Origin of the sequence: Oscillibacter valericigenes, assembly GCF_016902445.1 — a bacterium.
GTDB lineage: Bacteria > Bacillota > Clostridia > Oscillospirales > Oscillospiraceae > Oscillibacter > Oscillibacter avistercoris.
The window spans coordinates 1-25,672 of sequence record NZ_JACSNX010000006.1 but is presented as its reverse complement, the minus strand read 5'-3'; the positions used below and the strand labels follow the sequence as shown (position 1 = coordinate 25,672).

The 25,672-nt window shown below is 64.2% G+C and carries 31 protein-coding genes; 25 read left to right on the top strand and 6 right to left on the bottom strand.

Features of this window, described 5'->3' with window-relative positions; translation table 11 throughout:
* Window positions 1–21: 21 nt before the first annotated feature.
* Window positions 22–3,516, top strand: a complete 3,495-nt coding sequence (locus H9X91_RS06290) for a DNA polymerase III subunit alpha (RefSeq protein ID WP_204803631.1) — start codon at window positions 22–24, stop codon at window positions 3,514–3,516.
* A 126-nt stretch (window positions 3,517–3,642) separates the two neighbouring features.
* Here H9X91_RS06290 and H9X91_RS06285 read toward each other — a convergent pair whose 3' ends face one another.
* Together H9X91_RS06285 and H9X91_RS06280 are read right to left on the bottom strand one after the other, a co-directional pair.
* A complete protein-coding gene (locus H9X91_RS06285; protein ID WP_204803630.1) occupies window positions 3,643–3,882 on the bottom strand; it encodes a hypothetical protein in 240 nt (79 codons plus the stop codon).
* A gap of 32 nt (window positions 3,883–3,914) precedes the next feature.
* A complete protein-coding gene (locus H9X91_RS06280; protein WP_295690970.1) occupies window positions 3,915–4,454 on the bottom strand; it encodes a DUF4364 family protein in 540 nt (179 codons plus the stop codon).
* 165 nt (window positions 4,455–4,619) lie between these two features.
* Here H9X91_RS06280 and H9X91_RS06275 point away from each other — a divergent pair, with 165 nt between their 5' ends.
* Complete coding sequence (locus tag H9X91_RS06275) at window positions 4,620–5,450, top strand: hypothetical protein (RefSeq protein WP_204803628.1); 831 nt, start codon at window positions 4,620–4,622, stop codon at window positions 5,448–5,450.
* A gap of 47 nt (window positions 5,451–5,497) precedes the next feature.
* Here the strand turns inward: H9X91_RS06275 and H9X91_RS06270 are convergent, their stop codons facing one another.
* The 4 genes from H9X91_RS06270 to H9X91_RS06255 all read right to left on the bottom strand — a co-directional run bounded on the left by H9X91_RS06270 (window position 5,498) and on the right by H9X91_RS06255 (window position 6,977).
* Window positions 5,498–5,908: a DUF2178 domain-containing protein gene (locus H9X91_RS06270; RefSeq protein ID WP_204803627.1), complete on the bottom strand. Its 411-nt coding sequence runs from the start codon at window positions 5,906–5,908 to the stop codon at window positions 5,498–5,500.
* Window positions 5,909–5,921: 13 nt separating this feature from the next.
* A complete protein-coding gene (locus H9X91_RS06265; protein ID WP_204803626.1) occupies window positions 5,922–6,200 on the bottom strand; it encodes a hypothetical protein in 279 nt (92 codons plus the stop codon).
* Window positions 6,201–6,357: 157 nt separating this feature from the next.
* Complete coding sequence (locus H9X91_RS06260; protein ID WP_204803624.1) at window positions 6,358–6,777, bottom strand: DUF2178 domain-containing protein; 420 nt, start codon at window positions 6,775–6,777, stop codon at window positions 6,358–6,360.
* Window positions 6,774–6,977: a helix-turn-helix transcriptional regulator gene (locus H9X91_RS06255; protein WP_204803622.1), complete on the bottom strand. Its 204-nt coding sequence runs from the start codon at window positions 6,975–6,977 to the stop codon at window positions 6,774–6,776. The genes H9X91_RS06260 and H9X91_RS06255 overlap by 4 nt, the downstream gene beginning before the upstream one ends.
* 200 nt (window positions 6,978–7,177) lie before the next feature.
* On the opposite strand from H9X91_RS06255, the gene H9X91_RS06250 reads away from it, so the two are divergent.
* The 23 genes from H9X91_RS06250 (at window position 7,178) to xerD (ending at window position 24,826) form a co-directional block, all read left to right on the top strand.
* The gene (locus tag H9X91_RS06250; RefSeq protein ID WP_204803620.1) at window positions 7,178–8,092 is read left to right on the top strand and encodes an ATPase, T2SS/T4P/T4SS family; all 915 of its coding nucleotides are present in this window, start codon (window positions 7,178–7,180) and stop codon (window positions 8,090–8,092) included.
* Window positions 8,086–8,583: a stage III sporulation protein AB gene (locus H9X91_RS06245; RefSeq protein ID WP_204803619.1), complete on the top strand. Its 498-nt coding sequence runs from the start codon at window positions 8,086–8,088 to the stop codon at window positions 8,581–8,583. Before H9X91_RS06250 ends, H9X91_RS06245 begins: the two co-directional genes overlap by 7 nt.
* A 12-nt stretch (window positions 8,584–8,595) precedes the next feature.
* Window positions 8,596–8,790: a stage III sporulation protein AC gene (gene spoIIIAC / locus H9X91_RS06240; protein ID WP_204803618.1), complete on the top strand. Its 195-nt coding sequence runs from the start codon at window positions 8,596–8,598 to the stop codon at window positions 8,788–8,790.
* Window position 8,791: 1 nt separating this feature from the next.
* Window positions 8,792–9,181, top strand: a complete 390-nt coding sequence (locus H9X91_RS06235) for a stage III sporulation AC/AD family protein (protein ID WP_204803617.1) — start codon at window positions 8,792–8,794, stop codon at window positions 9,179–9,181.
* Window positions 9,178–10,251: a stage III sporulation protein AE gene (locus H9X91_RS06230; RefSeq protein WP_204803616.1), complete on the top strand. Its 1,074-nt coding sequence runs from the start codon at window positions 9,178–9,180 to the stop codon at window positions 10,249–10,251. The genes H9X91_RS06235 and H9X91_RS06230 overlap by 4 nt, the downstream gene beginning before the upstream one ends.
* Complete coding sequence (locus H9X91_RS06225) at window positions 10,248–10,733, top strand: stage III sporulation protein AF (protein ID WP_204803615.1); 486 nt, start codon at window positions 10,248–10,250, stop codon at window positions 10,731–10,733. The genes H9X91_RS06230 and H9X91_RS06225 overlap by 4 nt, the downstream gene beginning before the upstream one ends.
* A 4-nt stretch (window positions 10,734–10,737) precedes the next feature.
* Window positions 10,738–11,229 carry a stage III sporulation protein AG gene (locus H9X91_RS14595; protein WP_204803614.1) on the top strand — a complete coding sequence of 164 codons (492 nt, stop codon included), beginning with the start codon at window positions 10,738–10,740 and terminating at the stop codon, window positions 11,227–11,229.
* A 23-nt stretch (window positions 11,230–11,252) separates the two neighbouring features.
* Window positions 11,253–11,816: a SpoIIIAH-like family protein gene (locus H9X91_RS06215; RefSeq protein WP_204803612.1), complete on the top strand. Its 564-nt coding sequence runs from the start codon at window positions 11,253–11,255 to the stop codon at window positions 11,814–11,816.
* A gap of 114 nt (window positions 11,817–11,930) precedes the next feature.
* Complete coding sequence (locus H9X91_RS06210) at window positions 11,931–12,308, top strand: Asp23/Gls24 family envelope stress response protein (RefSeq protein WP_204803610.1); 378 nt, start codon at window positions 11,931–11,933, stop codon at window positions 12,306–12,308.
* A gap of 45 nt (window positions 12,309–12,353) precedes the next feature.
* Window positions 12,354–12,803, top strand: coding sequence for a transcription antitermination factor NusB (nusB, locus tag H9X91_RS06205; protein ID WP_204803608.1), 450 nt, complete (start codon window positions 12,354–12,356; stop codon window positions 12,801–12,803).
* 86 nt (window positions 12,804–12,889) lie between these two features.
* Window positions 12,890–14,107 carry an exodeoxyribonuclease VII large subunit gene (gene xseA / locus H9X91_RS06200; protein ID WP_204803606.1) on the top strand — a complete coding sequence of 406 codons (1,218 nt, stop codon included), beginning with the start codon at window positions 12,890–12,892 and terminating at the stop codon, window positions 14,105–14,107.
* Window positions 14,104–14,343: an exodeoxyribonuclease VII small subunit gene (gene xseB, locus H9X91_RS06195; protein WP_204803604.1), complete on the top strand. Its 240-nt coding sequence runs from the start codon at window positions 14,104–14,106 to the stop codon at window positions 14,341–14,343. Before xseA ends, xseB begins: the two co-directional genes overlap by 4 nt.
* Window positions 14,340–15,221 carry a polyprenyl synthetase family protein gene (locus H9X91_RS06190; RefSeq protein WP_204803602.1) on the top strand — a complete coding sequence of 294 codons (882 nt, stop codon included), beginning with the start codon at window positions 14,340–14,342 and terminating at the stop codon, window positions 15,219–15,221. The genes xseB and H9X91_RS06190 overlap by 4 nt, the downstream gene beginning before the upstream one ends.
* Window positions 15,222–16,045: 824 nt before the next feature.
* Complete coding sequence (locus H9X91_RS06185; protein ID WP_207754349.1) at window positions 16,046–16,609, top strand: CNNM domain-containing protein; 564 nt, start codon at window positions 16,046–16,048, stop codon at window positions 16,607–16,609.
* Window positions 16,610–16,625: 16 nt separating this feature from the next.
* Window positions 16,626–18,476 (top strand): 1-deoxy-D-xylulose-5-phosphate synthase, encoded by a 1,851-nt coding sequence (gene dxs / locus H9X91_RS06180; RefSeq protein ID WP_204803600.1) that lies wholly within the window; start codon window positions 16,626–16,628, stop codon window positions 18,474–18,476.
* Window positions 18,473–19,297 (top strand): TlyA family RNA methyltransferase, encoded by an 825-nt coding sequence (locus tag H9X91_RS06175; RefSeq protein WP_204803598.1) that lies wholly within the window; start codon window positions 18,473–18,475, stop codon window positions 19,295–19,297. The genes dxs and H9X91_RS06175 overlap by 4 nt, the downstream gene beginning before the upstream one ends.
* Window positions 19,294–20,172, top strand: a complete 879-nt coding sequence (locus H9X91_RS06170) for an NAD(+)/NADH kinase (RefSeq protein ID WP_204803596.1) — start codon at window positions 19,294–19,296, stop codon at window positions 20,170–20,172. Before H9X91_RS06175 ends, H9X91_RS06170 begins: the two co-directional genes overlap by 4 nt.
* A complete protein-coding gene (gene argR / locus H9X91_RS06165) occupies window positions 20,159–20,611 on the top strand; it encodes an arginine repressor (protein WP_338111952.1) in 453 nt (150 codons plus the stop codon). The genes H9X91_RS06170 and argR overlap by 14 nt, the downstream gene beginning before the upstream one ends.
* A 205-nt stretch (window positions 20,612–20,816) precedes the next feature.
* The gene (gene tgt, locus H9X91_RS06160; RefSeq protein WP_204803594.1) at window positions 20,817–21,950 is read left to right on the top strand and encodes a tRNA guanosine(34) transglycosylase Tgt; all 1,134 of its coding nucleotides are present in this window, start codon (window positions 20,817–20,819) and stop codon (window positions 21,948–21,950) included.
* Between the two features lie 74 nt (window positions 21,951–22,024).
* The gene (gene yajC / locus H9X91_RS06155) at window positions 22,025–22,414 is read left to right on the top strand and encodes a preprotein translocase subunit YajC (RefSeq protein WP_204803592.1); all 390 of its coding nucleotides are present in this window, start codon (window positions 22,025–22,027) and stop codon (window positions 22,412–22,414) included.
* 66 nt (window positions 22,415–22,480) lie between these two features.
* The gene (locus H9X91_RS06150; protein WP_204803590.1) at window positions 22,481–22,924 is read left to right on the top strand and encodes a YrzE family protein; all 444 of its coding nucleotides are present in this window, start codon (window positions 22,481–22,483) and stop codon (window positions 22,922–22,924) included.
* A gap of 350 nt (window positions 22,925–23,274) precedes the next feature.
* Window positions 23,275–23,910: a stage II sporulation protein M gene (locus tag H9X91_RS06145; RefSeq protein WP_243414456.1), complete on the top strand. Its 636-nt coding sequence runs from the start codon at window positions 23,275–23,277 to the stop codon at window positions 23,908–23,910.
* 28 nt (window positions 23,911–23,938) lie between these two features.
* Window positions 23,939–24,826 (top strand): site-specific tyrosine recombinase XerD, encoded by an 888-nt coding sequence (gene xerD, locus H9X91_RS06140; protein ID WP_207754348.1) that lies wholly within the window; start codon window positions 23,939–23,941, stop codon window positions 24,824–24,826.
* Window positions 24,827–25,672: the final 846 nt, after the last annotated feature.

Sequence of the window (25,672 nt, the reverse complement as noted above, 5' to 3'; positions counted from 1 at the left end):
GAATTCAAACAGGAGTGCGCCATGTCTTTTGTCCATTTACATGTCCATACGGAGTACAGCCTGCTGGACGGCGCCTGCCGCATCCGGGACCTGCCCGGTATCGTGAAGGGCATGGGCCAGACGGCCTGCGCCATCACGGACCACGGCGTCATGTACGGCGCGGTGGACTTTTACCGGGCCTGCAAGGCGGAGGACGTCAAGCCCATCATCGGCTGCGAGGTATACGTCACTCCCCAGGGCCGGAGCCGGTTTGACAAGGTCCATGAGTTCGACGCCGAGAGTCGCCATCTGGTGCTGCTGTGCGAGAATGAGGAGGGGTACCGCAACCTCTCCTATCTGGTGTCCAAAGGGTGGACGGAGGGGTTCTATATCAAGCCCCGGATCGATCTGGAGTTGCTGCGCCAGCACAGCGGGGGACTGGTGGCTCTGTCGGCGTGTCTGGCGGGGGAGATCCCCCGGCGGCTGCGGAACGGGGAGTATGAGAACGCCAAGAACTACGCCCTGGAGCTGGCGGATATCTTCGGCCCGGACCACTTCTACCTGGAGCTCCAGGACCACGGCATCCGGGACCAGCAGATCGTGAACCAGGGCATCCTCCGGATCCACCAGGAGACGGGTCTGCCCATGGTGTGCACCAACGACGCTCACTACCTCCGGAAGGAGGACGCTGAGGCCCACGACGTGCTCCTCTGTATCCAGACCGGCAAGACCATCGACGATGAGAACCGGATGCGCTACGAGCCCCGGAACTTCTACCTCCGCAGCGAGGAGGAGATGGCGGCGCTGTTTCCCGCCGACGTCTACGAGGGCGCACTGGAAAACACGGCGAAGATCGCCGACATGTGCAACCTGAAGTTCACCTTCGGCAAGTACCACCTGCCGGAATTCCAGCTGCCGGAGGGATACGACAGCTTCTCCTACCTGAAGAAGCTCTGCGACGACGGCTACCGGAAGCGGTACGGGGACGATGCCAAATACCGGGACCAGCTCCATTACGAGCAGGACATGATCGAGAAGATGGGGTTCACCGACTACTTCCTCATCGTCTCGGATTTCGTGAACTACGCCCGGCGCGCGGGCATCCCCGTGGGTCCCGGCCGCGGCAGCGCCGCAGGCTCCATGGTCAGCTACTGTCTCCACATCACGGACATCGATCCAGTCAAATACAATCTGTACTTCGAGCGGTTCCTGAACCCGGAGCGGGTCAGCATGCCGGATATCGACATGGATTTCGGCGACACCCGCCGGGACGAGGTGTTCGAGTACGTCCGCCGGAAGTACGGGGACGACCACGTGGCCCACATCGTCACCTTCGGCACCATGGCTGCCCGGAACGCCATCCGGGACGTGGGCCGGGTGATGAACATGCCTTATGCCGACGTGGACGTGATCGCCAAGCAGGTGCCCGCCGGGCCCGGCGCCCTCCACATCACTCTGGACGATGCTCTGCGCCTGAGCAAGCCCCTGCGGGAGCAGTATGAGACCGACGAGCAGGTAAAAAAGCTCATCGACACTGCCCGGGCCCTGGAGGGGATGCCCCGCCACGCCTCCACCCACGCCGCTGGCGTGGTGATCACCAAGCGGCCGGTGGTGGACTACGTGCCCTTGTCCAAAAACGACGACACGGTGGTCTGCCAGTATGTCATGACCACCCTGGAAGAGCTGGGCCTGCTGAAGATGGACTTCCTGGGCCTGCGGAACCTGACGGTGCTGGACGACGCGGTGAAGATGGTCCAGGAGCACCAGCCGGACTTCCAGCTCTCCGATATCCCGGAGGACGACCCGGAGACCTATGAGATGCTCTCCGCCGGAAAGACCTCCGGCGTGTTCCAGATGGAGTCCGCCGGCATGACCGGCGTGTGCGTGGGCCTGCGGCCCCAGTCCATCGAGGACCTGACCGCCATCGTGGCCCTGTACCGGCCCGGCCCCATGGACTCCATCCCCCGGTTCATCGCCTGCAAGCACGACCCCAGCCGGGTGACCTACAAGCACCCGTCCCTGGAGCCCATCCTGTCCATCACCTACGGGTGCATCGTCTACCAGGAGCAGGTGATGCAGATCTTCCAGCAGCTGGCAGGGTATTCCCTGGGCCAGGCCGACATGGTCCGCCGGGCCATGAGCAAGAAGAAGGCCAAGGACATCGAGCGGGAGCGAGAGGCCTTCCTCCACGGCGACCCGGATCGGAACATCGCCGGCTGCGTGGCCAACGGGATCCCGGCGGAGACTGCCGAGGCTATCTACAACGAGATCTACGACTTTGCAAACTACGCCTTCAACAAGGCCCATGCCGTCTCCTATGCGGTGGTGGCCTACCAGACCGCCTGGTTCAAGTGCCACCATACCAAGGAGTACATGGCGGCCCTGCTGACCAGCGTGCTGGACAACTCCGACAAGGTGGCGGGTTACATCAGCGAGTGCCGGGACTGCGGCATCGCCCTGCTGCCGCCGGACATCAACCGCTCCGCCGACCGGTTCACCGTGGAGGAGGGGGGCATCCGCTTCGGGCTGGTGGCCATCAAGAACATCGGCCGGGGCTTCATCCAGGCGGTGATGCGGGAGCGGGAGCAGGCGCCTTTCACGTCCCTCTACGACTTCTGCGACCGGATGGCGGGCAGCGACATGAACAAGCGGGCGGTGGAGAACCTGATCCGCTCCGGCGCCTTCGACTCCCTGGGGGCCATGCGGTCCCAGCTGATCCAGGTGTATGAGTCCGTCATGGACGCGGTGGCAGACAGCCATCGCCAGAACCTGGAGGGTCAGATGGACTTCTTCTCCCTGGCCGACGGCGGCAGTGACGGCAGAAAGAATGTGAAGGAGATCCCCTTGCCGGATATTGCCGAGTACAGCCCGGAGCAGCTGATGCTGATGGAGAAGGAGACCACGGGCCTCTATCTCTCCGGCCATCCCATGGACCAGTACCGGGATGCCGTGCGGCGGCTGGGGGCGCCTACCATCGGCTCCATTCTGGCGGACTTCGCCCAGGAGGGCGGCCCCACCCGGTTCGCCGACGACCAGCGGATCACCATCTGCGGCATCGTCACCTCCAGCAAAACCAAGACCACCAAAAACAACTCCCTGATGGCCTATGTGACAGTGGAGGACGATACCGCCTCCATGGAGCTGCTGTGCTTCGCCCGGGTGCTGGAGTCCTGCGGATCCTACCTGAAGGAGAACCAGGCGGTAGTGGTGAAGGGGCGGTTGTCCGTCCGGGACGAGAAGGCGCCCCAGATCCTGTGTGACAGCGCCTATCCCCTGAGCGGGGCGGAGGCGCCGGCTTCGGCGGGAACGCAGGTCCCGGCGACGCCGGGGCAGGTGCTGTACCTGAAATTCCCTAGCCTGGACCACCCCAGCGTCCGCCACATGAAGCTGGTGTTCCAAATGTTTCCCGGCACCACCACCGTGAAGATGGTGATGGCGGACACCCGGAAGGTCTACGGCACGCATGTCGTCCTTCATGAGGCCCTGCTCCAGGAGGCCCGGGAGACCCTGGGCGCAGAGAACGTCGTGGTGAAATAGAGTTGAGAAAAAAGCGCCCGTGTCCACTGGACACGGGCGTCTTTCTTTTTATGAGATCTTCTGGCGCCGCAGACGGCGATTATCAGGATACTTGCAACATCCATAAGGACCTCCGATCTCGTGGACTCACCCACGCCGGAAGGCGATCTCAGCGATTACTCCGCCGGCGGCCATGGGACCGGCCCACAGCAGGGAGTCCAGCACCCCCTGGGTGGGGGACTGCAGCAGATAGATGCATCCGTAGAAGATCGCAGGAAGCAGCAGCACCAGCGTCACGATCCAAGGACGGCGGAGGCGCTGGAAGATGAGCCGTACGGTCAGCCCCACGATGAACGCGCCGACGGCGGTCAGAAACATAAGCGGCAAAGTGAAAACCTCCTCAATTTTGTTGTTGGGAATTACAGCGTTTCTTCCTCCGGCTCAGAGGACATCAGGGCCCGCATGATCTCACCGTACAGCCGCTCCGGGGACTTCCGGAACCGCTCTGTCAGCATGGCGGCCATGTCCTCCCGGGGGATGGCCAGACGCAGATCCATCACGCTGCCCATGTCGTCCGACAGCTCCAGCCGCACCGTATAGGTGCCGTTGGGCCGCTTCTCCGTGGAGGCTTTTACCTGGCTCTTCCGCCGCAGATGGCGGTTGCAGGCGGACAGATTCTTGTCGCACCGCAGCCGCACGGAGTAGGGAAGGCTGGACTCACAGATCTGACTGTTCCGCAGCCCCTTGTCCGTGATGGCATACAGCCCGTCCGCCGACAGCGTCAGATGTCCGGTCTTTACCAGGTCCGCCAGGCACTCGGAGAAGTCAAAGTAATCCACGCCCTCGTCGCACATGGCCAGGTCCCACACTGTATCAAAGGGGATCGGTTCGATCACCCGGGCAGTGATGTACAGGATCAGGAATTTGATCTCCAGCTTGTCATGAATAAAGCCGGGCACAGGCGGCACCTCCTTGGCCGATGGGAATTGCATACATTTGTATTATACCCCAAGACCGCCGGGTTTGTATAGTCCGAATTTCTACGCCGCACCATTGGCGGCAGGCTGCATACACTGGACTGAAAGAGCTTCTCTTTCACCAGCTACTTATTAGGAGGTATTGCAATGCCTGAGAAAGTGATGCCCGGTCCCGTGGGAGACTCCTGCGGCATCCGGGAGGCGGTTTGCATCCATACCAGGAAGATCTATGATTCCTGCCGCGACAAGGACTGCATCGAGGACCTGCGGTTTTACCCCAAGCTGCAGTGTGTGGATACCATCAACCGCGCCCTGTCTGTGAAGGGCGGCAGCGCCAGACTGCTGTACGTGTATGTGGACGTGGAGCCCGTCAGCTTCAACCGGGGCTTTTACACTGTGGATATGCGCTTCTTCTACCATGTCACCCTCCAGGCCTATCTCAGCTGCCCGGTCCCGGTGACGGTGGAGGGCCTGTGCGTCTTTGACAAGCGGGCCATCCTGTTCGGCAGCGAGGGGAGCGCCAAGATCTTCTCCTCCCAGATGGCGGCCGGCGGCCCGGATCCCCAGATGATGCAGCGGGCCAACGCCCCCATCGCCGTGGTGGAGGCTGTGGATCCCATCGTGCTGGATGCCCGCATCCTGGACTGCTGCGGCAAACGGGAGTGCGACTGCGACCTGTGCGAGGTGCCGTCCTTTGTCAACGACTGCTTCGGCGGTGAGCTCTCCAGCGGGGACGACAGCCGGAGGATCTATGTGACCCTGGGTCAGTTCTCCATCGTCCGGCTGGAGCGGGACACCCAGCTGCTGGTGCCGGTGTACGACTACTGCATGCCCGACAAGGAGTGTGCCTGCGGCGACGGATGCGAGGACCCCTGTGCCCTGTTCCGGAACATCTCCTTCCCGGTGGGCGAGTTCTTCCCGCCCAACACCGTCAAGGCCCCTGAGAGCTGCGACGACATCCAGTGCTGCTGCAAGTGAGCGGCAGCGCGGCGGGGCCCCGGCATACTGCCGGGGCCCCTGCTTTGCTACATCCTATGCCGGTACCAGATGGTAAGGCCATATTCCAGGAGGGCCCATATGAGACAGAAACCGATCAGACCCCAGGTGATCCACATGGGCAGATCCAGAAAGCGGGCGTAAGCCAGGCCAAAATACAGGATGGAATACTGGACGATCCGGGCGGCCCGGGCCGAAGCCTTTTCATTGATCATGGTGTTCCGCTCGTCGAGCTGTTCCTTGTAAGCCTGAACGAGTACCGGATCTTGTACCTGAAAGCCCCGGCACAGCAGGGAGCCGAGGGAGCCGCCCACCAGCACGGAGCCACCCGCCGCCACCAGGGCAAAGACGGGCTTGGGGAGCCGCTGGAAGAATCGGATGGAGACTGCGCAAAGCAGGAGTCCCGCCGCTATCATCAGCAGATACCAACGCTTTTTCATCTCGGAACCCCCTTTACATCTCCCGCTCATAGCGGACCATGAGATACAGCTCCAATATGGATTTGGCCACGAACACGCCGGTGGCGGCCAGGGGCACCCACAGCGGCGCGTCCAGGCCGATGGAAAGCCACGCCGCCGCCAGGACGCTCCACTGGAGCGCCTCGCCGGACACGGCCTTGGCCCGGTTCCGGATGGCCACGTTCCGCTCGTCTTTTTGTTCGATGTCGTGCTGCCGGGCCATCTCCGGGTGCTTCGCCTCGTGGCGGAGGTTCAGCAGGGTGGACCCTGACATGGCTAGCAGGCCGGAGCCTATGCCGCAGAGCATCCCGCCCAAAGCGTCGGAGACCCGGCCGTCCAGCAGAACGGCCAGGGCCAGCAGGACGATACCCGCCCGCCAGCAGGAGCTGAAACAGGCGCTTTTTCTGATTGCGATTCATGACAAAACCTCCTCACATCTTCCGCTGGAGCCATTGGTACAGGATCTCATACAACAGCAAATAACATACACAGATTCCAAAAAGAAAGTAAGAGATCCATTCCGGTACGCCCAGGCTCGTAATGAGGGAAAATGCCATAGCGGAAAATGAGAGCAAAATGACTATGACCCCGCCGGCGATCATTCCGGCTTGATTCTGGATGGCCATGTTCCGCTCATCATTCTGCGCCGCATCCTTCCGGCGCAGAGCGGGATCTCTGGCCAGCCGCCGCAGACGGTGAAGGCGTCCTGCGCATATGCCGATGATCACTGGGCCTGCGTAGATGAGAAACCGACGGACATCATCCGGAATAAAGGACGTCACGTAAAAGCCAAACCACCACAGCACAACGCCGATGACCAGCAGAGCGATTAAAAGTCTCTTCCGCTTCATGTCTCCCCCTCCTCATAGATGAAAATGTCCTCAATGGTGGTGCCGAAGTACCGGGCGATTTTGAAGGCCAGCAGGATGGAGGGGTTGTACCGCCCGTTCTCCAGGGACCCGATGGTCTGGCGGGACACCTCCAGCGCCTCCGCCAGCTCCTCCTGCTTGATGCCCCGGGCCTTGCGCAGTGCTTCCAACCGGTTTTTCAAGTGCGTCCGCCTCCTCTCCCGCTCCATCCGCCTCACAACAGACGGAAAGTTTGCTTTCCATTATCAACATAGCACAGGTCCGCCCTCATGTCAAGCTTACTTTCCATTTTTACAAGCCTGTCCCTTTTTTAGGGACCGGCAGTCATATCCGGGGACAACCTCTCATAGAGTATAGCGTGTTACGAAAGGGGGCGCTGCCCATGGAGGACGAGACGGCCATCCGCCGGTACGAGGAGGCGGCCCGGGTGCTGCCGGGCCGGCTGCGGAGCCTGGCACTGGCCCAGCCGCCGGAGGTGCGACGGCTGGCGGAGGAGTTCCGCCTCCGGGCGGGGCGGCCGCTGGCGGTGCTGCTGCCGGAGGGGGAGCGGTCTCTTGGGGATGCCGTGACGACGGAGGACCTGGAGGACCTCTGCGACCTGGCCACGGACTACTCCCGCTACGCGGCGGCGGAGACCCTGCGGGAGGGGTATCTGGCCGTCCGGGGCGGCTTCCGGGTGGGGCTGTGCGGCACGGCGGTGATGAAGGGCGGGGAGAACACCGCCCTGCGGGATCTGTCCTCCGCCGCCGTCCGCATCGCCCGGGAGCGGCGGGGCGTGGGAGAGGACATCGTCCCCCGGCTGTTCCAGGCGGGGCGGTATCAGAATACCCTGCTGCTGTCCCCGCCGGGGGGCGGCAAGACCACGCTGCTGCGGGACCTGGTCCGGTGCCTCTCCACAGGGGGGGCGGGACGACCGGGCCTGCGGGTCTCCCTCATCGACGAGCGGGGGGAGGTGGCGGTGATGGTCCGGGGCGCGCCCCAAATGGATGTGGGCCTCCGGACCGATGTGCTGGACGCCTGTCCCAAGGCTCTGGGCATTCCAATGGCCCTGCGGGCCATGAACCCCCAGGTCATCGCCGTGGACGAGATCACGGCGGAGGCGGACCTGCGGGCCGCCGTCCAGGCCGCCGGCTGCGGCGTGGGGCTGCTGGCCACCATCCACGCCGCCGATGCGGAGCAGCTGGACCAGCGGCCGCTGTACCGGCAGCTGCTGGCGGAGGGGGTGTTCCGCCTGGCGGTCTGCATCCGCCGGGAGGGAAGCGGAAGGACGTATGAAGTGGAGGAACTGCCATGGTGAAGCTGCTGGGGGCGGCGTGCATCCTGGGGGCCGGCGCCTGGGCCTGGCGGCGGGGGCTGGCGGAGCGCAGGCGGGAATTGGACACGCTGGCGGACCTCATCGCCCTGCTGGACCGCATGGCGGAGGAGATCCGGCTCCGCCGGACCAGCCTGCCCCGGCTGTTGGGGACGCTGGGCCGGGACCGGACGGCGGACGTCCGGGCGTTCTGTACCTCCGTGGCATCGTCGCTGGCCCGGGGCGCCCCCCTGGGGCAGAGCTGGCGCTCCGCCGCCGAGGCCCTGCCCCTGCGCCTGGAGGACCGGCAGGCCCTGGCAGCCATGGGAGACGCGCTCCAGGGAGATGAGGAGAATATCTGTAAAGCAATCTTACTTACCAACAAATCGCTGCGGAAGGACCTGGAGCTCACCCGAGACCGCCGACAGGAGACGGAGAAGCGGTCCGCGGCGCTGTGGCTCTCCGGCGCGGCGCTGCTGGTGATCTTACTGATTTGATGAGGACGACACATGGAAGTGGATTTGATTTTCAAGATCGCCGCCATCGGCATTCTGGTGGCGGTGCTGAACCAGCTGCTGATCCGCTCGGGCCGGGAGGAGCAGGGGCTGATGGTGGTGCTGGCGGGGCTGGTGTGCGTACTGATGCTGATGGTGCAGGAGATCAGCGACCTGTTCGACCTCATCAAGTCCCTGTTCGACTTCTGACATGGAGCAGGTCATCCAGGTGACGGGGCTGTGCGTGGTGGGGGCGCTGCTGGCCCTGGTGGTGAAGCGGGGCAGTCCGGAGACGGCGCTGCTGCTGGCGGTGGGGGCCGCCGTGGTGGTGGCCCTGGCGCTGGCAGGCGTCGTGGAGGAGCTGTTGGCCTTCCTGGAGGAACTGGCCGCAGGCAGCGGCGTGCCGCCGGACCTGTTCACGCCCCTGTACAAGACCATCGGCATCGCCCTGGTGGTGCAGGTGGGGGGAAATCTCTGCCGGGACGCGGGCGAGAGCGCCCTGGCCTCCGTGGTGGAGACAGCGGGGACCCTCTGCGCCCTGCTGGCGGCCCTGCCGCTGCTGCGGGCGGTGCTGGACATGCTGATGGAGCTGATGGGATGAAATGGTGGATCTGTTTGGCGGCGCTGGTGCTGGCGCTGACCACCTCCGCCAGGGCGTCGGACCTGCCGGCAGACCTGGAGCGCGCCGCCCCGGAGGCGGCGGAGGACCTGGCGGACGGGGACCTCTCTGGCGGGACAGGCTTTGCCCAGGGCGTGGGGAATATCCTCTCCCGGCTGGCGGACCAGGTGGGAGACGTGGTCCGTGAGCGGACCCGGGGCGCGGCGGCAGTGCTGCTGGTGGTGGTCCTTTGCGGCGCGGTGGAGGGCTTCGCCCAGGGCATCCAGGGAAAGGGCGCGGCGTTTCTGCCCATGGCGGGGGCGCTGTCCATCACCCTGGCCTCCGCCGGGAGCCTGGACACCCTGATGGGCCTGGGCAGCCAGACCATCGGGGAGCTGGCGGACTTCTCCCAGGCGCTGTTGCCCACCCTGGCGACGGCCACGGCGGCCAGCGGAGCCATCACCACCGCCACGGTGCAGCAGGTGTCCACCGTGTTCTTCGTGGACCTGCTGCTGCGGCTGATCCGGGAGCTGCTGCTGCCCCTGGTGTACCTGTACATCGGCCTGCTGACGGCGGCGGCCTGCCTGCCGGAAAACCGGCTGGGGGCCATCGCCGAGGGGCTGAAGAAGCTGGTGACCTGGCTGCTCACCACGGCGCTGCTGGTGTTCACCGTGTACCTCTCCGTGGTGCGGATCATCTCCGGCTCCGCGGACAGCGCCACGGTGAAGGTGACCAAGGCCGCCATCTCCGGCGTGGTGCCGGTGGTGGGCGGGATCATCGCCGACGCGTCGGAGACGGTGCTGGCCGGGGCCGGTATGCTGAAGAACACCATCGGCGTCTTCGGAATGCTGGCCATCCTGGCGGCCTGCGCCTATCCCTTTCTGCAGCTGGGGGTCCAGTACCTGCTGTACAAGGGGACGGCGTACCTGGCCTCCGTGGTGGGGGCGCCGGGGCTGTGCAAGCTCATCGACGGGCTGGGAGGCGCCTTCGGGCTCATCCTGGGCATGACCGGCAGCTGCGCGCTGCTGCTGCTCATCTCCGTGCTGGCCTCCGTGGGGGCGGTGATGCCATGATGGAGGCGGTGCGGGTGTGGCTGACCTCCGTGGTGCTGGTGTCGGTGCTGCTGTCGGCGGCCCAGAGCCTGATCCCGCCGGGCACCGTGCGGAAGGCGGCGGGCTTCACCGGCGGGCTCATCCTGCTGCTGGTGCTGCTGCAGCCGGTGCTGGGGGCGGACCTGGACCGGCTGGCGCTCGATCTTTCCGACTACCAGACGGCGGTGGAGGAGCGGCAGGCGGAGCTGGCGGACACGCAGACAGAGGCCATGGCTTCTATCATAGCGGAGCAGACCGAAGCATATATATTGAACAAAGCGGGCGAGCTGGGAGCGGAGGTGACCGTCCGGGTGGAGACCCGGACCGGCGAGGACGGCGTCCCGGTCCCCTGGTCCGCGGAGCTGGCGGGGGCGCGGTCGGAGGCGCTTGCGTCCGCTCTGGAGACAGAACTGGGCATCCCGGCGGAGAGGCAGGTTTGGCATGAGCGGAACACAGAAGACTGAAGGAGTGCGAAGGATATGGGACAAGTACAAATTCGTGGCACTGGTAGCCCTGGCGGGCGTACTGCTGCTGCTATGGCCCAGCGGGAGAGAAGAGACGGCGGAGCGGACTTCACCCCAGGCAGTCTCAGCCGTTCAAGCAGAGCTCCAGGAGGAGATGGAGGACATCCTGGGCCGCATCCAGGGCGTGGGGGAGGTCCGGGTGCTGCTGACGGTGGACTCGGACGGCGAGCGGCAGCTGGCGGAGGACTCGGAGCTGTCCTACAGCGGCTCCACGGCGGCGCCGGAGGACTATTCCCGTTCCTCCCAGACCGTGCTGGTGGACGGCGGCAGCGCCGAGACACCGGTGGTGACCCGGACGGTGTATCCCACCTACCGGGGGGCCCTGGTGGTGTGCCAGGGGGGAGACCGGGCGGACGTGAAGCTGGCGGTGACGGAGGCGGTGGCCGCGCTGACCGGCCTTTCCGCAGACCGCATCACCGTGGCAAAATCGCAGTGATGATCTGGAGGAGGAAGAAGCCTATGAGCGCGAGATGGAAACGGAATGCCGTGGTGGTGACCATGGCGCTGCTGGTGTGCGCCGCCGTGGCGCTGAACTGGAAGTACACCGGCGAGCAGGCGGCGGAGACCGTGGAGGAGACCGGCACCAAGATCCTGGGGGAGGCAACCCTGGTCAGCGGCCAGGAGGACGGCGGTGAAGCCGCGGCGGATGAGGAGGCGGTGTACACCGGAGACGACTACTTCGCCTCCGCCCGGCTGACGCGGCAGCAGGCCCGGGACAACGCCATCTCCCTGCTGCAGGAGGCGGCGGACCAGCCCGGTGCCGACACGTCCGTGGCCAACGAGGCCTCTGAGGGCATCGCCGTGCTGGCGGGCTACACCATGAAGGAGGCCCAGATCGAGAACCTGGTGACCGCCAAGGGCTACGCCGACTGCGTGGCCTTCATGGGGGAGGACAGCATCAGCGTGGTGGTGGACACCGGCACCGGCGAGCTGACGGCGGAGGACGTGGCCAAGATCACCGACATCGCCATGACGGAGACCGGCTATCCCGCCAGCGGCATCAAGATCATGGCCTCAAATTAGCTGTTGTATTTTCCCGGGAAACATGGTAGAATAATGGCCTGGAACCATTCTCCTGGGACGCGGCGGGATCATCCCGCCTCTACCAAGGATCAAACGACTAAGGAGAGGCTTACGATGGGCGAGAGCAAAGAGTATATGACGCTGCCGGAGGAGAACGGGAGCATCAACATTTCCGAGGAGGTCATCGCGGCCATCGCCGTGGGCGCCGTCCGGGACGTGGAGGGCGTGTCCGGCATGATGACTGCCATGGGCGGCAGCGTGACCGACCTGGTCACCAACAAGAAGAACGCCCAGAAGGTGGCCAAAGGCGTGAAGATCGACATGACCGGCGCCGCTCTGGTGCTGGACATCTATCTGACGGTGGAGTACGGCCACCCCATCCCCGAGGTGGCGGAGAACGCCCAGAAGGCCGTCATCGGCGCGGTGGAGGCCATGACCGGCTGCTCGGTAGAGGCCGTCAACATCCACGTGGGCGGCGTGACCTTGGCCTGAGGGCCCGGGCGGGAATGAGAGAGAGAAAAGGACGTAGTTGAGGTTATGGTACGGAACACCGCACGAGAGATCGCCGTTCACCTGTCCTATGAGCTGAGCTTCACCGACAAGTCGGTGGAGGAGCTGCTGGACGAGCGCCTGACACCGGAGTCCTTCGCCGCCCTGGCGGAGGAGGACCCGCTGTATCAGGAGACGCCCAATGCCAAGCAGGCGGACTACATCCGCCGCCTGGTGCGGGGCGTGGCCGATCACGCCCCGGAGCTGGACGGGTATATCGCCAAATATTCCAAGGGGTGGAGCTTTGCCCGGATCCCCCTGGTGGCCTCCGCCATCATGCGGGTGGCCATGTACGAGATCTTGTACATGCCGGACATCCCCCACGGCGCCTCCATCAACGAGGCGGTGGAGATCGCCAAGAAGTACGAGACACCGGAGACGGTGAAGTTCATCAACGGCATCCTGGGCACCTTCGTGCGCCAGGAGACAGCGGAATAAGGGCAGTCCTGCGGAGCGGGACGGGGGCGTGACGCCGCCGTCCGGCTCCTCGTTTTCTGCCCGCACAAGCCAAGGAGCAAACGCGTATGGAACCACATATCTACGGCGTCACAGAGGTGAATCAGCTGGTGAAGAGCCTTCTGGACAGTACACCGGCTTTACAGGGCGTCGCCGTCCGGGGGGAGCTGTCCAACTACAAGATCTACCCCTCCGGCCACCACTATTTCACCCTGAAGGACAGCGAGGGGGCCCTCCGGTGTGTCATGTTCCGGGGACAGGCCTCCCGCCTCCGGTTCCGGCCGGAGAACGGCATGAAGGCCGTGGTCTCCGGCCGCATCACTGTGTTTCCCCGGGACGGGGCCTATCAGCTCTACTGCGACACCCTGATCCCGGAGGGGGTGGGGGACCTGGCGGTAGCCTTCCAGCAGCTGAAGGAGAAGCTGTGGAAGGAGGGATTGTTCGACCCCGCCCACAAAAAGCCCCTGCCGCCCTATCCGGAGAGGATCGCCATCGTTACCTCCGGCGCCGGGGCGGCGGTCCACGACATGATCCGCATCCTCCGGCGGCGGTACCCCATCGCCAAGGTGATCCTGCTGCCGGTGCGGGTCCAGGGGCCCGAGGCCCCGCCGGAGATCGTGGGGGCCATCCGGTACGCGGACAAGTGGAAGATCGGGGACGTCATCATCACCGGCCGGGGCGGCGGGTCCATGGAGGACCTGTGGTCCTTCAACGACGAGCGGGTGGCCCGGGCCATCTACGACTGCGAGACTCCCGTCATCTCCGCCGTGGGTCACGAGCCGGACGTGACCATCGCCGACTTCGTGGCGGACGCGCGGGCATCCACCCCCTCCAACGCGGCGGAGATCGCCGTGCCGGACCAGGTGGAGCTGCTGCGGTGGCTCCGGGGCGCCGGGGAGCGGATGGCCCAGAGCGAGACGCAGCGGCTGGAGGCCGCCCGCCAGCGGCTCACCGCCCTGGCGTCCAAGCGGGTGATGACCGACGGCCTGGCCTACGTCCAGGACAAGCGGCTGGATCTGGACCACCTGCAGCAGCGGCTGGGGGACGTGACCGGCGCAGTGCTGGCCCGTCACCGGCAAAAATTTGCGGCCCTGGCGGCGTCCCTGGACGCCATGAGCCCCCTGGCGGTGCTGGGCCGGGGCTATGCCGTGGCCCGGGATGAAAACGGCAGGATCTTGAAAAGCTATCGGGAGACGGCACCGGGCAGCCGGGTGTCCGTCACCCTGGGAGAGGGCGGCTTCACCGCCGTGGTGGACAAGCCCTATACGAAGGAGGAACGGTCATGAGCGCAAAGAAACAGACGTTTGAGCAGGAGATCGCCCGGCTGGAGGAGATCGTGGCGGCCCTGGAGAAGGGAGACGCTCCCCTGGCGGACTCCCTGGCGTTGTTCGAGGAGGGGACGAAGCTGATCGCCGCCTGCTCCAAGGAGCTGGACGCGGCGGAGCAGAAGGTGGTCAAGCTGATGAAGGGCCCCGACGGCGCGCCGTTGGAGCTGCCCTTCGGAGAGGAGGCCCAGCCATGACCGAACAGGTGTTCCAGACCCGGTACGAGGCGTACCGGACGGCGGTGGAATCGTATCTGGAGACGCTCTTTGCCGGAAAGCCGGACTGGCGGGACCTGTACGAGTCCATGCGGTACAGCCTGCTGGCGGGGGGCAAGCGGATCCGGCCGGTGCTGACGCTGGAGTTTGCACGGCTGGCGGGCCTTGCGGACTGGGAGACGGCCCTGCCCGTGGCCTGCGCATTGGAGCTGGTCCACACCTATTCCCTGATCCACGACGACCTGCCCTGCATGGACAACGACGACCTGCGCCGGGGCAAGCCCACCAACCACAAGGTCTACGGCGAGACGCTGGCCGTTCTGGCAGGAGACGCCCTCCAGCCGGAGGCATACCGCCTGATCCTGACGGCGCCGGGGCTGGACGACGGCCGCCGGGCCATCTGCGGCCGCATCCTGTCAGAAGCCTCCGGCGCGGACGGCATGGTGGCGGGCCAGGTGCTGGACACCCTCCACGCCCCCCGGACAGAGGCGGAGGTGACGGAGGTCCACCGCCTCAAGACCGGGGCCATGATTGCCGGGGCCTGCCGTCTCGGCGTGGCCGCCGCCGGCGGCGGGGAGGACCTGATGGCCGCCGCCCACGTCTACGCCCAGGAGCTGGGCCTGGCCTTCCAGATCCGGGACGACATGCTGGACGTGTGCGGCGACGCGGAGGAGTTCGGCAAACCCATCGGCTCCGACAAAGAGGAGGGGAAGGTCACCTTCGTGGACCTGCTGGGGCTCAGCGGCTGTGACCGGGCAGTCCGCGCCCATACGGAGGCGGCCAAGGCCGCGGTGGCGGACTTTGACGCGGACGGTTTCCTGGCCGCCCTGGCGGACTCCCTGGCGGAGCGGAACAAGTGAAGAGGACCTGGGGCCGCCTGCGGGCGGCCTCTTTTCTGCCTGTTCATCCGCGGCAGACAGCCTTGCAGGTCACAAAAAATTTACCAATGCATATACGGAATATGTTGTATATTTATTAGATTTGTGTTATACTGATTGGCGCTAAGCGGCGGCGCAGTATTCTAGTCAGATCATCCGTCTCCGAAGGAGGGGCTAAAAATCCTCTGAAGGGCACACCGATGAAACCTCTGGTGCCTGCTTGATACGCCCAGTTTCGGGTGGGTGCTGGGGGGAAGCCTGGCTTTGCCTGCGCTTGCGGACTCAGGGCGCTTTCCAATGGCATGGTGATGACGACCCTGTTTCCGTGGAGACCTGTTCTTGTGCGCGGACGTACTCCCAGTGTGGTATTCCGGCCCGCGTACGAAGCAGCTGATGAACCTGCAGTGCGGTGCATCGGTCCTGCGGGGCCGTAACGCTGTGTGCAGACGTAGCCTGCCTTGCGTGAGGCGGGTGGATGGGGGAACAACGGACCGGCCGCTCTGGCCAGAGCCGCCGTCCGATCGCCTCCTGAAACCCGGTTTGCAAAAGAGGCTAACGAGACGGATCGACTGGGGTGGAAAACACCTAGGCTGTCATACCGGGCTGAAAAGGGATTGCAGTGCGGACTCAGTGGCGATCGGGTGGCACAGTTGGCGACACTGTGCCGCAGCACCGAAGGGGGAACCGCCTCCATCGGCAACGAGAGGTGTGCTGCGGGGAAATCCAACCCGTACCTAAGCCGTAAGATTTACCTTTTCCGCCGCCGGCTTAGCCGATTGCATTCATTCCCAAGTGGAGGGACTTTTTTGAGCGATATCCCAAATCAAAAGCGCAGACGGGCGAAGGAACGACCGGGCCCCTACCGTTGGGCCGTACAGGTCTTTTTTCTTGCCATCTGTCTGTCGGCGGCGCTGAGTCTGGCGTCTGAGGTGAGCCTTGGCGGAGCGGGCGCGGCGGCGGCCGGGCTGGTGCTGGCGGTGTTTATCGGCCTGGGCATCCTGTTCGACATCATCGGCGTGGCAGTCACAGCAGCGGACCCCAGGCCCTTTCACTCCATGGCCGCCCACAAGGAGCCGGGAGCCAAGGAGGCGCTGATGCTGCTGCGGAACGCCGGGCGGGTATCCAGCGTCTGCAACGACGTGGTGGGGGACATCTGCGGCATCGTCAGCGGCACCACCACTGCCGTGATCGTGGTGCGGCTCCAGGCGGCCTTCAGCCTGCCGGAGAGCGTGCTGCTGAGCGTGGCGGTGACGGCGCTGGTGTCCGGACTCACCATCGGCGGCAAGGCTCTGGGCAAGACGGTGGCCCTGAACAAAAGCACCAGCGTGGTCTACTGGGTGGGACGGTTTCTGCACCTGTTCCACCGCTGAGAGGAGGCTGGCAGACTTGATCTTAGAGAATATCCATGCCCCGGCGGACGTGAAAGCCCTGGACCGGGACCAGCTGGAGCCCCTGTGCCGGGAGCTGCGGCAATTCCTGGTGGAGCATGTGTCCCAGACCGGCGGGCACCTGGCCTCCAACCTGGGGGCAGTGGAGCTGACAGTGGCCATCCACCGGGTGTTTGATACGTCCAGGGACCGGCTGGTGTTCGACGTGGGCCACCAATGCTACGTCCACAAGGCTCTCACCGGGCGGCAGGAGCTGTTTTCCACCCTGCGGCAGTTCGGGGGCCTCTCCGGCTTCCCCAAGCCCCGGGAGAGCGAGCACGACGCCTTCATCGCCGGACACGCTTCAAACTCCGTGTCTGTGGCCCTCGGAATGGCAAGGGCCAGAACTTTACAGCATGAGGACTACAGCGTCCTGGCCCTGATCGGGGACGGTGCCCTCACCGGCGGGCTGGCCTATGAGGGGCTGAACAACGCCGGCGCCAGCAGAGAGCCGCTGATCGTCATCCTCAACGACAACGGCATGTCCATCAATCCCAACGTGGGGGCAGTGGACAGCCACCTGAGCCAGATCCGCTCCAAGCCCGCATACTACCATTTCAAGAAGTGGTACCGGAGCCTCTTCGGAGCCCATCCCATGGAGAATCGGCTGTACCGCTTCAACCACAAGGTCAAGACCTCACTGAAAAAAGCACTGTGGCCCGGAAGCACCCTGTTTGAGGACATGGGCTTCACCTACCTGGGCCCCATCGACGGCCACGATCTGGACCGCCTGGTCCACGTTCTGGAGTGGGCCCGGGAGCTCCGGTGCCCGGTTGTGGTCCATGTGAAGACGGTGAAGGGAAAGGGCTACTCCTTTGCAGAGCAGAATCCCGACAAGTTCCACGGTATAGGCCCCTTCGATCCCGAGACGGGTCTCTTGAAAAAGAAGGGCGGAGACGACTTCTCCGCCGTGTTCGGCAGGACATTGGCCGCCTGCGCCGCCGAGGACGGGCGGGTCTGCGCCATCACTGCCGCCATGGCGGACGGCACGGGTCTGGCTCCCTTTGCCAAAGAGTTTCCGGACCGGTTCTTCGACGTGGCCATCGCCGAGGGGCACGGAGTGGCCATGGCGGCGGGCCTTGCCAAGCAGGGGATGATCCCGGTGTTTGCCGTGTACTCCTCCTTCCTGCAGCGGGGCTATGACCAGCTGATCCACGACGTGGCTCTCCAGCAGCTCCACGTGGTGCTGGGGGTGGACCGGGCGGGCCTGGTGGGCGCCGACGGCGAGACCCACCACGGCTGCTTTGACGCCCTGTTCCTGTCGGAGATCCCCGGATTCACCGTGCTGTGCCCCGCCAGCTTTGCCGAACTGCGGAAGATGGTGCGGCAGGCGCTGTTTGAGATCGCCGGCCCTGTGGCGGTCCGGTATCCCCGTGGCGGCGAAGGCGCCTATCGGGAGGACCGATCCGGTCAGCCGGTGGTCCGGCTCCGGAGGGGGGCGGACGCCGCCATCCTGACCTACGGCGTGCTGGTGAACCAGGCGCTGGAGGCGGCGGACCTGCTGGCGGAGCGTGGCATCCAGGCGGAGGTGCTGAAGCTGAATCAGATCTCCCCCCTGGAGTATGAGACGCTGGCGCCCTGGCTGTCCGGCAAGCGGATGCTGGCGGTGGCGGAGGACGCCTTCGGCGCCGGCTGCGCGGGCCAGCGGGTGGCGGCCATCCTGGCCCAGCACGGAGCAGCACCGGAGAAGCTGATATTGATCAATCTGGGCAAGGCCTTCCTGCCGGAGGGGACAGTGCCCCAGTTGCAGCATAAGGCCGGGATCGACGCCGAGGGCATCGCCCGGGCGGTTTGGGAGGCGAGTACATGAGCGGAAAGAAACGGCTGGACGTCCTGTTGACGGAGCGGGGCCTTCAGGAGAGCCGCCAGAGGGCCCAGGCGGTCATCATGAGCGGCGAGGTCTTTGTCAACGGCCAGCGGGTGGACAAGCCCGGCACCGCCGTGGCGGAGGACGCCCAGATCGAGATCCGGGGCGGCACACTGGCCTATGTGAGCCGTGGCGGGCTAAAGCTGGAAAAGGCCATGGCGACCTTCCCCATCGACCTTCACGGCGCGGTCTGCGCCGATATCGGGGCTTCCACCGGCGGCTTTACCGACTGCATGCTGCAGAACGGTGCGGAAAAGGTTTACGCCGTGGATGTGGGCTACGGCCAGCTGGCCTGGAAGCTCCGCAGCGATCCCCGGGTGGTGTGCCTGGAGCGGACCAACGCCCGGTATCTGACCCATGAGCAGGTACCAGATGAGCTGGACTTCGCCTCTGTGGACGTGAGCTTCATCTCCCTGAAGCTGATCCTGCCGCCCCTGAACGGCCTTCTGAAGGACGGCGGCCACGCCGCCTGCCTGGTAAAGCCCCAGTTCGAGGCCGGCCGGGAGAAGGTGGGGAAGAAGGGCGTGGTCCGGGACCCAGACGTCCACCTGGAGGTGCTGGAGCACTTCCTGGACTATGCGAAGGAATCCGGCTTTACAGTCCTTGGATTGACGTACTCTCCCATCCGCGGCCCGGAGGGGAACATCGAGTACCTGGGGTATCTGGAGAAGGGCCCCTGGCAGGAGCGCACATTTGACCTCAAGGCCCTGGTGGAAGAGTCCCACCAGACCCTGAAAGAGCACGGAGAGGGAGGCACCACATGAAAAAGATCATCCTCTGCCCCAATCCCAACCGGGACCGGGGCATGGAGGCCACCCGCCGGGCGGATGCCATCCTGCGGGAGATGGGGTTCCAGACGGTGGTGTGCCCCCCCTTCAAGGACCAGAAGGACGGCGCCTACGGCGACTACAAGACCCGGCCCCTGACGGCGGAGCTGAAGACCGCCGACCTGCTGATCACCTTCGGCGGGGACGGCACCATCCTGCACCTGGCCAAGCTGGTGGCCCTGAACAAGATCCCGGTGCTGGGCATCAACATGGGGGGGCTGGGCTTCATCGCGGAGCTGGAGGCCGGAGAGCTGGAGGCCCTGCGGAAGCTGAAGGACTGGGACTTCCAGACGGAGCAGCGGATGATGCTGGACGTCTCCGTCCAGCGGGAGGGCCGCCAGATCTACACGAACCTGGGTCTCAACGACGCGGTGATCCGGGAGGGCCCCATCTCCCATGTGATCCATTTGAAAATCTCCTCCGACGGCCGGCACCTGGCGGACATTGCAGGGGACGGCGTCATCGTGGCCACCCCCACCGGGTCCACGGCCTACTCGCTCTCCGCCGGAGGGCCGGTGGTGGAGCCGGTGGCCCAGACCATGGTGGTCTGTCCCATCTGCACCCACAATATGCGGTTTTCGTCCTATGTGCTGTCTCCGGAGCACACGCTGACCATCGAACTGGAGCGCAACGGCCGCAAGCCGGTGTATCTGTTCGTGGACGAGAGCCGGGCCTTTGCACTGAAGGCCGATGACAAGGTACAGGTCCGCCGGTCCAAGCATGTGGTGAAGCTGGTGCGCCTGTCCGAGCGGAGTTTTTGTGAGATCTTCGCACAAAAAATGCTTCCAGGAGGATTTGATGATGAAAAATGACCGGCAGAGCATGATCCTGGAGATCATCAGCCAGGAGAATATCGAGACCCAGGAGCAGCTGCTCTCCCGGCTCCAGGAACGGGGCATCACCAGCACCCAAGCCACCATCTCCCGGGACATCAAGCAGATGCACCTCATCAAGGAGCCGGTGGGCCGCGGAATGTACAAATACGCGGTGTCCGGCAATCGGACGAAGCTGAACTTTGCAGAGAAGCTGCGGACCATCTTCCGCCAGAGCATTACCAGCATCGACAGCGCCCAGAACATCGTGGTGGTCAAGACCATGCCGGGTCTGGCCAGCGCCGCGTGCGCCGCTCTGGATGACATGGATATCACCTTCATGCTGGGGTCCCTGGCAGGGGATGACACGGCTTTTTTGGTGATGCGGGACACAGAGTCCGCAGCCAGCTTCTGTGAGGAGATCAAGGAGATGCTTTGAGACGTCCCCTGCGAGGGTGGGCGCTTTTTGAGTTCGGCAGACTGGAACCGTGCGCAGGAACGGCGCTCTGCCGCCCGGGATAATCCGGGCCGCCGCTCGGCGGCCCGCACCTTGCGGCACCTCCGGCGGGACCCGGACGCCCAGTTTAATGGAACAGGCGTCCTCAGTATAGAATAGATATATTTCGATATAAGGAGATCACTGGATGTTCAGAGTGCTCAAGACCGAGGGCCGCGCCCGACGCGGCGAATTCTCCTGTGCTCACGGCGGCGTGGTCCAGACGCCGGTGTTCATGAACGTGGGTACCCAGGGGGCCATTAAGGGCGGCGTTTCCGCCCACGATTTGAAGGAGGTGGGGTGCCAGATCGAACTCAGCAACACCTACCATCTCCATCTGCGGCCCGGCGATCAGATCGTTCGGCAGATGGGCGGCCTCCACAAGTTCATGGACTGGGACGGCCCCATCCTGACAGACTCCGGCGGGTTTCAGGTGTTCTCCCTGGCGTCCCTGCGGAAGATCCGGGAGGAGGGCGTCACCTTCGCCTCCCACATCGACGGGAGAAAGATCTTCATGGGGCCGGAGGAGTCCATGCGGATCCAGTCCAACCTGGGCAGCGACATCGCCATGGCCTTTGATGAGTGCGTGGAGAATCCCGCCACCTATGAATACGCCAAGGCCAGCTGTGAGCGCACCGCCCGCTGGCTGGAGCGGTGCAAGGCGGAGCATGAGCGACTCAACAGCCTGCCGGACACGGTGAACCCGGGACAGATGCTCTTCGGTATCAATCAGGGAGCCACGTTTCCGGACCTGCGGGTGTGGCACATGAAGGAAATCGCCAAGCTGGACTGCGACGGCTATGCCATCGGGGGTCTCGCGGTGGGGGAACCGGCGGAGGTCATGTACGAGATCATCGAGGCAGTGGAGCCCCACATGCCTGCGGACAGGCCCCGCTATCTCATGGGCGTGGGCACCCCCAGCAACATCATCGAGGCCGTGGCCCGGGGCGTGGACTTCTTCGACTGCGTCATGCCCTCCCGCAACGGTCGTCACGGCAAACTCTTCACCTGGGAGGGCACGGTGAACATCCTCAATGAAAAGTACGCCACAGACCCCCGCCCCATCAGTGAGAGCTGCGGCTGCCCGGTGTGCCGCCGCTTCTCCCGGGCCTACCTCCGGCACCTGTTCAAGGCGGACGAGGTGCTGGCCCTGCGGCTGGCGGTGCTGCACAATCTGTGGTTCTACAACGAGCTGGCCGCCCACATCCGCCAGGCCCTGGACGAGGGGACATTCGCCGACTTCCGGGCCCGTTACAGCGGAAATTTGGAAAAACGCGCGTGACCCCCTTGCAAAAGCTGGCATATCTGCTATAATGTTGTCATTCTGACTTTGAAACGAAAAGGAGTTTTGCGAACATGGAAGGTGCTTCCTCCATCATTATGCTGGTCGTTCTCTTTGCGGTCTTCTATTTCATGCTGATCCGCCCGGAGAACAAGCGCAAAAAGCAGGCTCAGGCCATGCGGGACAGTCTGAAGAAGGGCGATACCATCACCACCATCGGCGGTATCGTGGGTAAGATCGTCACGGTGAAGCCTGATACCATCGTCATCGAGACCAGTGATGACCGGGTCCGTATGGAGCTGACCAAGTGGGCTGTCTCTACCACCGGTGTCCAGTCCAGCGACACTCAGACTTCCAAGAAGAAGGATGAGGAGAAGAAGGACGAGGTCAAGGAGACCGAGGAGATCCCCGAAAAGCCTGCGGATGAGCCGGCTGCTCCCGCAGAAGAGGAAAAGAAGGACTGACCTCATCATAAAAACACCCTCCCCCGTCATATGCTCCAACAGAGCTTGACAGGGGAGGGGTTTTTTATGGGAAATGGGCGGAAGAAGGACACTGCGCTCTGGATGGTGTTTGTGCAGGGGGTGGCCCTGTCTCTGGGGGTATATCTGCTGGTAACGGTGCTGGCCTCGCTGCTGCTGGTGAAGGCGGTGCTGCCGGAGGCGGGGGCTTTTCCGGTCCTGGCGGCGGGATGCTGCCTGTCTGCCTGTCTGGGGGGGCTGACCTGTACCCGCCGGTCTCCCTGGGGCAGCCTGCCCAGTGCCCTGGTGTGTGCCGCAGGTTTTCTGGCAGTGCTGATCGTCGTGAGTCTGCTCTGCTGGAAACAGATCTCGTGGCTGGGCCGGGGCGGTCTGCTGCTGCTGTGCGGAGCAGGCGGCGGTCTGCTGGCCGGTGTGCTGGGCGGCCGCCGCAGACGTCGGAAAGGAGGGAAGCGGGTCCAGCCAGTCCGGAAAAAGGAAAAAGTCCGCTTGTGAAATTCACCAAAAATACAGATCTGTCCTCTTGCATTTGGGAGATTGCCGCTGGTTTGGCACCTCAACAGGAGGGGGAGCGGCGGCGGCAAATATTGGGGCGCCGCCGTTTTTATGTCTACAACATATTGTTCTTTTTCTATCCTGAAAGCTGCCAAGGAGAGGGATGCTTTATAATGTTTACATAATACGGTTTACATAAGTTTTTGTCATAACTCACAAAAAACGGAAATTTCTTGTAAATTCCTTGCGAAAACCGGCAAATTCAACTATAGTTAGTACAAGACAAAGTTTACGTCAACCGTCACATAAATCCGCCTGCCCCCGCATAGGATGCGGTGAGGTGAGGCGGATTGAACACGAGAAGATTGACGAAGCGGACGCCGGTCCAGCTGCCCATGCTGCCCCGCCTGCTGTTGCTGGCCCTGTTCTTTCTGGCCGGCATCTTTTTGGGACAGGTCCTGTCAGGTCGTGTACCGGACGCCACAGGGGACGAGCTGCGGCGGTATCTGGAGGATTACATGCAGTTAGGGGGCGGAGGGGCCCCAACCGCCCGGACGGTCTTGTCAGCACTGGTGATTTACTTCCGGTATCCGCTGATGGCGTTTCTGCTGGGGTTCGCCTCCATCGGGGTGGTGCTGCTGCCCGGTGTGACGGCGGCCTATGGTTTTTTTCTGTCTTTTTCCGTGTGCTGCTTTACAGCCGCCTTCGGGACCGACGGCGTGTTGCTGGCGATGGCGGTGTTCGGCCTGCGGTGTCTGGTGACCATGCCCTGCTATTTCCTGCTGGCGGCGTCCTCCTGGGGGACGGCGGCAGGGCTGGCGGCCGTGTCCTTTGGGAGTGGACGGCGGACTGCCCCTGTGGTCTATGGCCGGGCCTGCTGGGCCCGATTCGGCGCCTGTTGCCTGGCGCTGCTGGCGGGTGTGTGTGGAGATCTGCTGCTGTCCCCGGTGCTGCTGCGGCTGCTGCTGGAGCGGATCCTGGGTTAGAGAGAAAGAGAGAGGGAGGGGAGCACCCTTGGCAAGAGATGACATTGCAGAGTTCGGGATCTATCTGGCAGAGGAGCGGCATGCCTCCCAGAACACCATCGCCTCCTACCTGCGGGATGTGACCCAGTTTTCCGAGTATCTGGCGGAACACCAGGGCTGCGGCCTGCGGCAGGCGGACGGTGAGATGATCCAGGACTATATGAGCTGGATGCGCGGGCGGGGAAAATCTGCCGCGTCGGTGACCCGATTCCTGGCTTCCGTCAAAGCGTTTTACAGCTATCTGCTCTTCAGCGGGGCTGTTGCCGCAAACCCTGCAAAGGGGATCACGGCAGACCGGGCGGAGCGGAAGTATCCGGAGATCCTCACCAGCAAAGAGGTGGAGTTGTTTCTGGAGCAGCCCCAGTGCGTGGACGCCAAGGGCTATCGGGACCACGCCATGCTGGAGCTGTTGTATGCTACCGGCATCCGGGTCAGTGAGCTGATCTCTCTGGACCTGGACGATTTGAACTTGTCTGCTGGTTTTCTTCGCTGCGCCAGCCGGGGCAAGGAGCGGATCATCCCCCTGTACCACACCGCCGTGAAGGCCCTGCAGGACTATGTGCGGGACATCCGCCCCCAGCTGATCGCAGACGGGGACGAGCAGGCCCTGTTCGTGAATATGAACGGCGAGCGCATGAGCCGTCAGGGGTTCTGGAAAATCATCAAGCACTATCAGGAAAAGGCGGGGATCGAGAAGGACATCACGCCCCACACCCTGCGCCACTCCTTCGCCGTCCATCTGCTGGAGAACGGGGCGGACCTGCGTTCCATTCAGGAGATGCTGGGCCATGCGGACATCTCGTCCACCCAAATCTACACCCATGTGGTAAAGCGGCAGCTGAAGGATGTGTATCAGAAGGCCCATCCCCGGGCATAAGGGGGCGTTTGGACCGCCGAAAGGCGGTCCGTTTTCTTTTCCTGCCGCTGAACAGCGGCCACTGGGGCTGCTCCCGCAGGGGGGCCGTTTCCACGGGGGGGATGCGCCCCCCATTCTCTTTTTGGTCTTGCCCAAAAAGAGAACGCGCCGCGCCCGGTGTAAGAGAAAAAGGCGCTTTGACGCGCTCCGGTGCAGTGGCCCTCCGCGCGCGACGGGGGTCGGCGTGAGATGGTGCCTGCGGGTTTACGGGGACTGTCCGACGGGCGCGGCGTGGTGCGGTACAGGCTTGATGGCGGATTCCCGCGGCGCGGGTGCGGTGGTTGGTCGGGGTGCAAGAACGCATTTGACCAGCTTCTCTTTCCGCGCGTTCCGCTTCGCTACGCGCTGCCCTGGCGGTCGTGGGGGTCTGTACCAGCGGGCGGATGTGGGCATCCGCCCCTACGGCAGGACTATGGCTTTCCGCGTTCCCGTAGGGGCCGATGTCTTCATCGGCCCGTTGCAGAAGCCCCATCAACCACCAAGCCAGCGGCAGCGAAAAGCGGCGCAGGGTGTATCCCAGACTTCCCCGGGCCCAAAGTCACCCCAAGGGCAACGCGTTTCCGTCTCTGACTACCGCAAGGGACCGCCAGCCATCCCCCGCCGGCGGCAGGAGGGCTGCGCTTGCGCAGACCGACCCGCCGTAGCGTTTTTTCTCTTTGGACCGTGCACGGCCCGTTTCTCTTTTGGCAAGACCTAAAGGGGCCCCCGCCGCGCCCCGCGCGGTGGGGAGAGGAGGAGCAAGGGAGCGGGCGCAGTTTTCGCCGCAGGCGGAAACGGAGCTGAGCGGACTTTGCGACGACGACAATG